The 10,093-nt window shown below is 73.5% G+C and carries 7 protein-coding genes; 3 read left to right on the plus strand and 4 right to left on the minus strand.

The features are described from left to right. Nucleotides 1-9: 9 nt before the first annotated feature. A complete protein-coding gene (locus ABZ562_RS05270) occupies nt 10-993 on the minus strand; it encodes a LacI family DNA-binding transcriptional regulator (protein WP_361474299.1) in 984 nt (327 codons plus the stop codon). 383 nt (nt 994-1,376) lie between these two features. Between ABZ562_RS05270 and ABZ562_RS05275 the strand changes: the two genes are divergently transcribed. The 3 genes from ABZ562_RS05275 (at nt 1,377) to ABZ562_RS05285 (ending at nt 4,356) form a co-directional block, all read left to right on the plus strand. Next, nucleotides 1,377-2,408: a sugar phosphate isomerase/epimerase gene (locus tag ABZ562_RS05275; protein ID WP_361474302.1), complete on the plus strand. Its 1,032-nt coding sequence runs from the start codon at nt 1,377-1,379 to the stop codon at nt 2,406-2,408. A 91-nt stretch (nt 2,409-2,499) separates the two neighbouring features. Beyond that, complete coding sequence (locus ABZ562_RS05280) at nt 2,500-3,918, plus strand: sugar porter family MFS transporter (protein WP_361474304.1); 1,419 nt, start codon at nt 2,500-2,502, stop codon at nt 3,916-3,918. Between the two features lie 45 nt (nt 3,919-3,963). Then, nucleotides 3,964-4,356 (plus strand): universal stress protein, encoded by a 393-nt coding sequence (locus tag ABZ562_RS05285; RefSeq protein WP_361474307.1) that lies wholly within the window; start codon nt 3,964-3,966, stop codon nt 4,354-4,356. Between the two features lie 64 nt (nt 4,357-4,420). On the opposite strand, the gene ABZ562_RS05290 is transcribed toward ABZ562_RS05285, so the two are convergent. The 3 genes from ABZ562_RS05290 to ABZ562_RS05300 form a co-directional block, all read right to left on the minus strand. Then, nucleotides 4,421-7,639 carry a bifunctional [glutamine synthetase] adenylyltransferase/[glutamine synthetase]-adenylyl-L-tyrosine phosphorylase gene (locus ABZ562_RS05290; RefSeq protein ID WP_361474310.1) on the minus strand — a complete coding sequence of 1,073 codons (3,219 nt, stop codon included), beginning with the start codon at nt 7,637-7,639 and terminating at the stop codon, nt 4,421-4,423. A 130-nt stretch (nt 7,640-7,769) separates the two neighbouring features. Beyond that, complete coding sequence (locus tag ABZ562_RS05295; protein WP_361474312.1) at nt 7,770-8,894, minus strand: hypothetical protein; 1,125 nt, start codon at nt 8,892-8,894, stop codon at nt 7,770-7,772. After that, complete coding sequence (locus ABZ562_RS05300) at nt 8,891-9,973, minus strand: hypothetical protein (RefSeq protein ID WP_361474314.1); 1,083 nt, start codon at nt 9,971-9,973, stop codon at nt 8,891-8,893. The genes ABZ562_RS05295 and ABZ562_RS05300 overlap by 4 nt, the downstream gene beginning before the upstream one ends. Nucleotides 9,974-10,093: the final 120 nt, after the last annotated feature.

The following is a 10,093-nucleotide window of genomic DNA, read 5'->3' on the forward strand; positions in this document are numbered from 1 at the left end:
GTGCCGGGCCTACCGGTCGCGGGGCGGACCGGTGCTGCCGCGGACGACGAGGGTGGGGTCGATGACGATGTCACGGTCCGCGGTGCGCCCCTCGTCGAGACGTTCGACGGCGGCCTGGACCGCGAGCCCGGCCACCTCGGCGGCGTCCTGGCGCACGGAGGTGAGGTCGACGAACGACAGCTGGGCGAGCTGGCTGTCGTCGTAGCCGACGATGGACACGTCCGTCGGCACGGTGAGGCCCGCGCGCAGGAACGTGTTCAGCACGCCGTGGGCACAGCGGTCGTTGCCCGCGATGATCGCGGTGGGCAGCTCGCCCTGCCGCAGGAGGTCCCGGGCCGCCCGGGCCCCGGACTCCTCGGTGTAGTCGCCGGGCAGGATCCGGATGTGCTCGGCCAGCCCATGGCGGCGCATGGCGGTGCGGTATCCGCGGCGCCGCTCGTCGGCGGCGGGCATCGTGCCGCCGTCGATGTGGGTGATGGCGCGGTGGCCGAGCGCGGTGAGGTGGTCGACGGCCTCCCGTATCCCCTTGCTGTTGGCGGTCCGCACGACGTCCACGCCGGCGGCCCTCGTGCACGGGTTGATCTCGATGAGGGGCGTGTGGCCCGCGACCGTGACCAGGTGCTGCGGGCTGGACTCGGCGCCGATGATGATGATGGCCTCGCTGCGCAGCCCGAGCAGCTGCTCCACCGCCTGGCGCTCGTCCCGGGTGGCGACCATGGCGCTGAGCGCGAGGTGGTAGCCGTGCTTCTGGGCGGCGGGGTAGAGGGCTTCGACGATGCCCACGTCGTACGGGTGGCGCATGGTGAACAGCACGCCCAACTGGCGGCTGCGGGTGCGGCGCAGGAGCTGGGCGGCGGTGTCCGGGCGGTAGCCCAGCTCCTCGGCCGCCTGGAACACGCGCTGGCGGGTCAGGGAACTCGCGCCGGGCTGATTGCGGAACACCAGCGATACGAGGGCCTGTGAGACCCCGACGCGCGCCGCGACATCGGACATGGTGGGGCGTTTCGGGCGCCCCGGAGGGGATCCGAGTTCGCCCGGCCGGCCGGTGACCTCTGGATCCCGCATGTGCGCCTCCCGCGTTCAGGTATTGACATGCATAGCACCGAGGCACATAGTACCGGGGAACTAGTACGTATTAGTAGTACGAACAAGCGCCTGGCTGTGCGTCACCCACGACGCCGCGGGCGCTGCCGCAGCGGCGGAACCCTGCCCGATGCCCGCACCCACTCGGCACCGGGCCCACCGCATCCGCCGAGGCCACCCCGCCATCACCGCTGCCGCCTTCCGAGCCCCCTCACCACGGCTCCCTCGACCTCCCCCGCCCGCACACACGGCCCCCGCACCACGTCCCCACGCCTCAACGAGGAGACACGAGCATGGACATCGGACTGATGACCGACAGCGTCGCGGCGCTGAGCACGACCCAGACGCTGGACCTCGCCGCCGACCTGGGGCTCGACACCGTCGAATTCGCCACCGGCAACTGGTCCACCGCGCCCCATGTCGACCTCGACCGTCTGCTCGCCGACGAGACCGCCCGTGCCGAACTGAGCGCGGCGGTGAGCCGCCGGGGGCTGCGCGTCTCGGCGCTCAACGCCAACGGGAACCAGCTCCACCCGGTCACCGGCGCCGAGCACGACCGCGTCGTCCACGGCACGATCCGGCTCGCCGGTCTGCTCGGCGTGGACACGGTCGTCCTCATGTCCGGGCTCCCGGCCGCGCCGGGCGACACCACCCCGAACTGGATCACCACCTGCTGGCCGCCCGAGAACACCGAGGTGCTGGAACGCCAGTGGGAGGCCGCCGTTCCCTACTGGCGGCGGCTCGCCGGCTTCGCCCGCGACCATGGCGTGCGGCTGGCCCTGGAGATGCACGCCCACCAGCTCGTCTACAACGCCCCGACCCTGCTGCGGCTGCGCGAGGCGGTCGGCCCCGTCGTCGGCGCCAACATGGACCCCAGCCATCTGATGTGGATGGGCGCCGATCCCATCCGGAGCGTCGAGGCGCTCGGCGATGCCGTCTACCACGTACACGCCAAGGACACCCGGCTCGCCTCCGAGCGGCAGGGGCTGACGTCGCGGCTGGAGACCCTGCCGTTCGACCGCGTCCACGAGCGGTCCTGGAACTACGTCACCCTCGGCGAGGGCCACCCCGGCGGCACCGCCTTCTGGGCCGCGTTCATCACTGCACTCCGGGCCTCCGGTTACGCCGGGACGCTGAGCATCGAGCACGAAGACCTCGCCCGCACGCCCACCGACGGCGTCCGCCGCTCGGTCGGCCTGCTGCGCGCGGCACTCACGGCCGAACCGGCCGAACCGGCCGAACCGGCCGAACCGGCCGAACCGGCCGAACCGGCCGAACCGGCCGAACCGGCCGAACCGGCCGAACCGGCCGCGGCGCCACGGTGACCGGGCGGACCCGGCCGACCCCGCGGGCCCGGCGGACCCGCCCCCCTCATCTCCCTCACGCCTCACGAACGCCCGAAGAGGAGCCACCGGCATGACCAGGATCAGCCCGAGCCCCGCCTCCCTCGGCCTCCCCCCGGACGCACCGGGCCCCCATGCGCGACGGCTGGGCCTGGTCTCCGTCATCGTGACCTTCGGCGGCCTGCTGTTCGGTTACGACACCGGCGTGATCAACGGTGCTCTCGAACCGCTCACCGCCGATCTCGGTCTCACCGCGTTCACCGAGGGAGTGGTCGTCAGCATCCTGGTCTTCGGCGCCGCCTTCGGGGCCATGATCGGCGGAGCCCTGTCCGACCGGTACGGCCGCCGCCACAACATCATCGTGCTGGCCCTGGTGTTCATGCTCGGCACCCTGGGCTGCGTCCTGTCGCCGAACTGGCAGATCCTCGCCCTGTTCCGGTTCATCCTCGGGCTCGCCGTGGGCGGCGCCTCCGCGACGGTGCCGGTCTACCTGGCCGAGATCGCCCCGGTCGAACGCCGGGGCAGCATCGTCACCCGCAACGAAGTGATGATCGTGAGCGGCCAGTTCGCCGCGTTCGTCATCAACGCGCTCATCTTCAACGTCTGGGGCGAGACCGACGGCATCTGGCGGCTCATGCTCCTGGTCGCCGTCCTGCCCGCGATCGGGCTGTTCATCGGCATGCTGCGGCTGCCGGAGAGCCCGCGCTGGCTGGTCGCCCAGGGCCGCGACGAGGAGGCGCTCGCGGTCCTCTCCCAGGTCCGCACCGACGAACGCGCCCGCGCCGAGATGGCCGAGGTCCACCGGCTCGCCGAGGAGGAGCGGGCCGCCAAGACCGCCGGCGCGGTCGACCTCGGGGTGCGATGGGTCCGCGTCCTCATCCTGATCGGGGCCGCGCTGGGCATCTGCCAGCAGTTCACCGGCATCAACTCCGTCATGTACTACGGCACACAGCTCCTCGGCGACGCCGGGTTCTCGGGCAACTCGGCCATCATCGCCAACACCCTGAACGGCGCCTTCAGCGTCATCGGCATCACCGTGGGCCTGGCCGTGATCAACAAGGTCAAGCGGCGCACCATGCTGCTCGGCGGGTTCACCCTGACCACGACGTTCCACCTGCTCGTCGGCCTCTCCGCGATGCTGATGCCCGACGGCGGCGCGAAGGCCTGGTTCATCCTGGTGTTCGTCGTGCTCTTCGTCTTCTCCATGCAGGCCACCATCGGCCCGCTGGTCTGGCTCATCCTCTCCGAGATGTTCCCGCTGAAGATCCGCAGCATGGCGATCGGCATCAGCATCTTCGTCCTGTGGATGGCCAACGCCCTGGTCGCCCTCGGCTTCCCGCCCGTGGTGAAGGCCCTGGGCATCTCGAACACCTTCCTCGCCTTCGCCGCCTTCGGGGTGCTGGCCCTCGTCTTCATCGGGACCTGCGTCCCCGAGACCAAGGACCGCTCGCTGGAGGAGCTGGAGGACGACTTCCGCGCCCGCTACTCCTGACCCGCCCCGCGCCGACACCCGCCCCGAGAGAAGGGTTCACCCCACATGACCGTCATGACTGCCGTCGCCGAGGGCCGCGAAGGAGACCACGCCCTGGCCGCGGGCATCGCCGAAGCCCGGCTGCTGGGCACCGATCTGGTGGTCGTCAACCTGCGCCTGTCGGCACTGGACCACTCCGGCCTGCCCGAAGACCTCAAGGTCACGCTGGTCGAGCGCAGCGGACCCGGCGACCGGGACCCCGTCGACGCCGTCCTGGACGAGATCGAGGCCCGCCCCGCCGTCGACCGGCTCATCATCGGCATCCGCCGCCGCTCACCGGTGGGCAAGGCCCTGCTGGGCAGCGTGAGCCAGCGGCTGCTGTTGCAGAGCCCCGTCCCCGTCCTCGCGGTCAAGCCCCCGGCCCCGTCGGACCGCTCCGGGGCAGGCTCGCCGGGCTGACGTCCCGCCGCACGTGGCCCCCTGCCGCCGCCGGGCCGGCGAGGCCAGGGCGGCGGCAGGGCCGTCAGGCCTCGTACTCGTAGAACAGCCGCTCCACCACCGCCCGCGCCCGGCGCGTCGTACGGCGGTAGTCGTCCAGCATCTCGCCCACATGCCCCGGGCCGTAGCCCAGGTAGCGGCCCACCGCGGCCAGTTCGCGCGAGTCGCTGGGGAAGGTGTCGCCCGGGCGGCCGCGGACCAGCATCACGCCGTTGCGGACCCGGGTCGCCAGCACCCACGCCTCGTCCAGGGTCTGGGCGTCCTCGGTGCCGATCAGCCCGGCCGCGTGCGCCGCGGCCAGGGCCCGGCGGGTGCGGGTGGTGCGCAGGCCCGGCTGCTCCCAGCCGTGGCGCATCTGGAGCAGCTGCACCGTCCACTCCACATCGCTGAGACCGCCGCGGCCCAGCTTGGTGTGGGTGGTCGGATCGGCGCCCCGGGGCAGCCGCTCGGACTCCATCCGCGCCTTCAGCCGGCGGATCTCGCGGATGGCGTCCTCACCCAGCCCCTCGGCCGGATACCGCAGCGGGTCGATCAGCTCGATGAAGCGCGCCCCGAGGTCCGGGTCGCCCGCGACCGGCTCGGCGCGCAGCAGCGCCTGGCTCTCCCAGACCAGCGACCAGCGCCGGTAGTACGCGGCGTACGAGGCGAGCGTGCGCACCAGCGGGCCGGATTTGCCCTCCGGGCGCAGATCGGCGTCGATGAGCAGCGGCGGATCGACGGTGGGCAGCTGCAGCAGCCGCCGCATCTCGTTGGCCACGGCGAACGCGGCCCGCGATGCCTCCTGTTCGTCGGCGCCCTCGCGCGGCTCGTGGACGAAGAGCACGTCCGCGTCCGAGCCGTAGCTCAGCTCATGGCCGCCGAACCGGCCCAGGCCGATCACGGCGAAGCGGGTGGGCAGCTCGTCGCCCCAGGTGTCGCGGACCGCGGCGCGCAGCGCGCCCGCGATGGTCGCCGCGTTGAGGTCGGAGACGGCGTCGCCGACCAGGTCGGCCAGCGCCGCCGCGTCCCGGTGCTCCTCGGCCGGGGGCGCATGGCCCGCGGGGCGGGCCGGCACGTGGGGCTCGGAGTCGCGCAGCGCGCGGGGCACCTCCGGCGTCCTCGACGGTACGGCGGCGGTCGCGGCGGCCTTCGTCGCGGCGGGGGTCTCCTCGCCGCCCGGCGGCGGCCAGCTCACGGTGGGCCGTACCGACCCGTTGGCCAGCCGCGCGCTTTCGATCACATCCGCCGCGGCCGTACGGAACAGCTCGCGCCGCCGCACCCCGCGCGCCGCCGCCACCGCCTGCTCGGCCCCGTCCGCGCGGCCCACCGCGGCCAGCACCTCCTGCTCCAGATGGTCCCGGCCGCGCGGCCGCAGCCCCTCCGGATCGCCGAGCAGGGCGACCGCCTCCGGGGCGCGCAGCAGCAGATCGGGAGCGAGCCGTCCCGCCGAGAGCACCCGCGCCAGATTCTCCGCGGCCGCGCCCTCGTCCCGCAGCAGCCGCAGGTACCAGGGCGTCTTGCCCAGCGCGTCCGAGACCTTGCGGAAGCCCAGCAGTCCGGCGTCCGGGTCCGCGGAATCGGCGAACCAGCCCAGCAGCACCGGCAGCAGCGTCCGCTGAATGGCCGCCTTGCGGCTCACCCCGGACGCCAGCGCCTCCAGATGACGCAGCGCGCCGGCCGGATCGGCGTAGCCCAGCGCCTCGAGTCGCTGCCCCGCCGCCCGGGAGCTGAGCCGGGCCTCACCCGGCTCCAGCTGGGCGACGGCGTCCAGCAGCGGCCGGTAGAACAGCTTCTCGTGCAGCCGCCGCACCTCGCGCGCGTACCGCCGCCACGCCGCCCCCAGCTCGGCCACCGGCTCCGTACGGAAGTTCAGCGACCGGCCCAGCCGCCGCAGATCCGCCTCGTCCTCCGGCACCAGATGGGTGCGGCGCAGCCGGTACAGCTGGATCCGGTGCTCCATGGAGCGCAGGAAGCGGTACGCCTCGTCCAGCGCGGCCGCGTCCGAACGCCCCACGTAGCCGCCCGCCGCCAGCGCGGCGAGCGCGTCCAGCGTGGTGCCGCTGCGCAGCGACGCGTCGTTCCGCCCGTGCACCAACTGCAGCATCTGCACGGCGAATTCGACGTCCCGCAGGCCCCCGGGGCCCAGCTTCAGCTCCCGGTCGATCTCCGCGACCGGGATGTTCTCGACGACCCGGCGGCGCATCTGCTGCACATCGGGTACGAAGTTCTCGCGCTCGGACGCCTGCCACACCAGCGGCGCCAGCGCGTCCACATACGCCTGCCCCAGCGCGCCGTCGCCCGCCACCGGCCGGGCCTTCAGCAGCGCCTGGAACTCCCACGTCTTGGCCCACCGCTGGTAGTAGGCCAGATGGCTGGAGAGCGTCCGCACCAGCGGACCGTTGCGCCCCTCCGGCCGGAGATTGGCGTCCACCGGCCAGATCGTGCCCTCGATGGTCACATCCGAGCAGATCCGCATCAGCCGCGCGGCCAGCCGGGTGGCCGCCTGCACGGCCTTGCCCTCCTCGACCCCGTCCACGGCCTCCGCCACGAAGATCACGTCGACGTCCGAGACGTAGTTCAGCTCGCGCCCGCCGCACTTGCCCATCCCGATCACCGCCAGCCGGCACGCGGCGGCGTCCTCGGGCTGCTCCTCGGCCGCGATCTCCAGCGCCGCCCGCAGCGTCGCCGTCGCCAGATCCGCCAGCTCGGCCGCCGCCTGCGTGACATCGGTGGTCCCGCACACATCGCGCGCCGCGATCGCCAGCAGCGCCTTGCGGTACGCCACCCGCAGCGCGTCCGGCCGCGGCATCCCCGCCCCCGGCCCGCCCCAGATCCCCTCGGCCAGTGCCTGCTCGAACTCGGGCGTCGCCGGATGCAGATCCGCGGGCTCGTACGTCAGCAGCGCGTGCCAGGCCTGCGGATGCCGCGCCAGATGATCGCCCAGCGCCTCGGACGCCCCGAGCACCCCCAGCAGCCGGTCCCGCAGCGGCTTGGCGGTGACCAGCGTGTCCAGCAACGCCTGCCGCGACCCCGCCTCCTCGCCGTCCCCGGCGTCCTCCGGCAGCGCCTCCACCAGCCGCACCAGACCGCGCAGCGCCAGATCCGGATCGGCGGTCCCGCCCAGCGCGTCCAGCAGCACCGAGTCGGCCCGTACGCCCGCCACCTCGGGCGAGTCCAGCAGCCGCTGAGCGGCGGAGGGGTCGGTGAAGCCGTGCCGGAGCAGCCGGGTGAAGGTGCTGCTCCTGCGTCCCTGCGGTACGGCCATGCGCGCCGCCTCCGTCCCGTGTCTGGCGTCCCACGCCCTGCCGTGATCAAGGCCCGCTGCCGAGCCTAAGCGACGAGCCCCGCACGGCGGCAGGTCCGGCCCCCTCCGGGAGGGCCGGAGCCCCGGCCCGTCAGGCGTCCCCGGGCACGGTGATACGGAGCGGCCCGCAGCCGATGCGGTCGGCTTCCGCGGCCACATAGCGGGGGAGGAGCGCCCGGATGGCACCGGGACGGCTGCCGTCGTCCGCCCGCACCAGGAAGGTGACGTCCCCGGTCTGGCACTCGGCCTGGAACAGGCCCAGGTCGTCGCGGACGAACCCGGTTCCGTCCTGGCCACGGGCCCTGATCCGGTGGGCGGCGCCGTCCAGGGACAGGGGCCCGTAGAGCGCGGCCAGCCGTGGGTCCTCGACCGTCATCAGCCGCAGTTCGGGGTGGCCGAAGAGCACATGGCGGTCGCAGGTGCGCACCGGGCCCGCGCCCCGGGTCACCATGGGACGGCCCAGCGCGTCGCGCTCGCCCGCGCCGGGGAACCGCAGCCCCTCGATACCGCACAGGGCGTCCGGCTTCTCGTCCAGGAACCGCGCCGGCTTCGGCAACCGGTCCACCGGGTCGGCCAGGGTGCCGGAACACCTCCGGTCGGCCATGTAGCCGTTGACGAGCTTCACCACCGCGCGGGCGAGCCGATCGCGGGCCGCGGTGTTGACCTCGTCGTCGTAGATGGTCCAGCCCGCATCCATGTCGATCACCACGGGGCCGTCGATATCGGCCTGCCGGCCGGCACAGCCCTCGGGCACCGCCAGCCACGCCCGGGTGTCCGAGGCCATGCCCAGCAGGCCGCCGCCCAGCGGAGTGAGCCGGGAGGACAGGTACTCATCGGCCCACCGGTCGCCCGCCCCGCCGAACCGGGAGTCCAGCCGGTGCGCCTGGACGGTGATCCGCCAGCCGCGCGGCGAGGTGAGACGGCAGATGCCCGACGGTCCCTCACTGCCCGCGCGGCCGGTGGTGAGGGGCACTTCGGACGTCTCGATGTCCGTCTTGCCGTCGAACAGCGCCGCCACGTCGTCCCCGGCGAGCGCGCCCCAGCAGGCCCGGTCGTCCGCGAACGGGCCCGTCTCCGCCTGCCAGGCGACCCCCGCGCCGCCGAGCAGCGCCCCGGCGACGGCTCCGGCCACCCCCATGGTCACGGCGAGCCGCAGCCGTCCGCGGGTCAGACGCCGCCACCACCGGTTGTCCTCGCCGCTGTCCACGTCGGTCATCGGCCGGACCCCCCGGGTGCGACGGGCGCGCAACCGATGCGTCGGGTCACGGCGTTGGTGAAGGCGACGAAGTGCGGTGCGGTCTGGCGCCGCAGGGACGGGGCCAGCATCGCGAAGGTGGCGGGGCGCCCCGCGCAGTCGGCCCGTACGACCTTGTAGTCGTCGGCGAACACCCCCGTGCCGCGCCAGCCACGCGCGGGCGCCTTGCCGCCCGTGGCGCCGTCGAACAGCGCGGAGAGCCGTGGCTGGGCGACCATCAGGGCGTCGAAGTACGGGTCACCGCCGGGCCTTGTCCGCACCGAACAGAACTGGAGGTCCCGGGTGACCGCACCGACCTGGTACTCCAGGTCCTCCGCCGCCGCGCCGAGGTCCAGTCCCCTGATCCGGCACATGGGGGAACGGAAGGACTCCACGTCCTCGGGCAGGGTGAGCACCGGCGAGACGACCCGCAGCGGCTCCGACGCGGCGCACCCCGCCGCCTCCATACCCCGGTTGGCGGCCGCCACCAGCAGCTCGGCCACGGAACGGGCGTCGCCGAGCCCCGGGTCGGCCGGCAACGTGCGGCCGCTCCAGGTCGTTTCCGCCTTCGCGTCCAGGGTGACGGCGGTCGGCCGTCCGTCCCGCGTGTCGCACCGCTCGGGCAGCACCAACAGCGCGTGCTTGCCGTCCGTGACGCCCGGCAGCCCGTCCGGCAGCGGCATCGCACGGCCGTTGAGATACCCGCCGATCCACGTCATACGCCGCGCGGCACCCTCGGGCGCGGGGCCGTAACCGACCCTGATCTCGGTCGTGTCGACGTTCTTCTCGCCATCACTGCCGACGTCCTCGGCACGCAGCGCGACGGTGCACCGGCCGCGCGGCCGCCCCGCGGTCGGCGCGGTCTCCTCGGCCGCACGCTCGGCCTCACCGCTCAGGAACTTAGGCCCGCTGTCCTCTTCCCACGCGCCCCAGCAGTACGTGTCCCCGCCGTCGAACGGCCACGTGCCCGTGGCCCACGTACCCAACCCCGCCGCCACCGCCACCGCGATGGCGACACCCGCCCAAGCGGTCCTGCGGCGCGCGCGTACGAATCGCCTCATCGTCCATCCCCGTCCCCCGTGTGGGGGCTGATCCTACCCAGGGGCTCCCGGTGCGCCTTCTGCGGTCGGAAGTGGATAGATGTGAAACTTAGTTCGCACTTATTTTCAGCGAACACACAT

The sequence above is a fragment of the Streptomyces sp. NPDC019937 genome (genome assembly GCF_040631655.1).
In the GTDB taxonomy this organism is placed as follows: domain Bacteria; phylum Actinomycetota; class Actinomycetes; order Streptomycetales; family Streptomycetaceae; genus Streptomyces.

Coding starts and splice junctions, on each gene's coding strand:
- ABZ562_RS05270 (WP_361474299.1), bottom strand. CDS start 993: ATGTCCGATGTCGCGGCGCGCGTCGGGGTCTCACAGGCCCTCGTATCG.
- ABZ562_RS05275 (WP_361474302.1), top strand. CDS start 1,377: ATGGACATCGGACTGATGACCGACAGCGTCGCGGCGCTGAGCACGACC.
- ABZ562_RS05280 (WP_361474304.1), top strand. CDS start 2,500: ATGACCAGGATCAGCCCGAGCCCCGCCTCCCTCGGCCTCCCCCCGGAC.
- ABZ562_RS05285 (WP_361474307.1), top strand. CDS start 3,964: ATGACCGTCATGACTGCCGTCGCCGAGGGCCGCGAAGGAGACCACGCC.
- ABZ562_RS05290 (WP_361474310.1), bottom strand. CDS start 7,639: ATGGCCGTACCGCAGGGACGCAGGAGCAGCACCTTCACCCGGCTGCTC.
- ABZ562_RS05295 (WP_361474312.1), bottom strand. CDS start 8,894: ATGACCGACGTGGACAGCGGCGAGGACAACCGGTGGTGGCGGCGTCTG.
- ABZ562_RS05300 (WP_361474314.1), bottom strand. CDS start 9,973: ATGAGGCGATTCGTACGCGCGCGCCGCAGGACCGCTTGGGCGGGTGTC.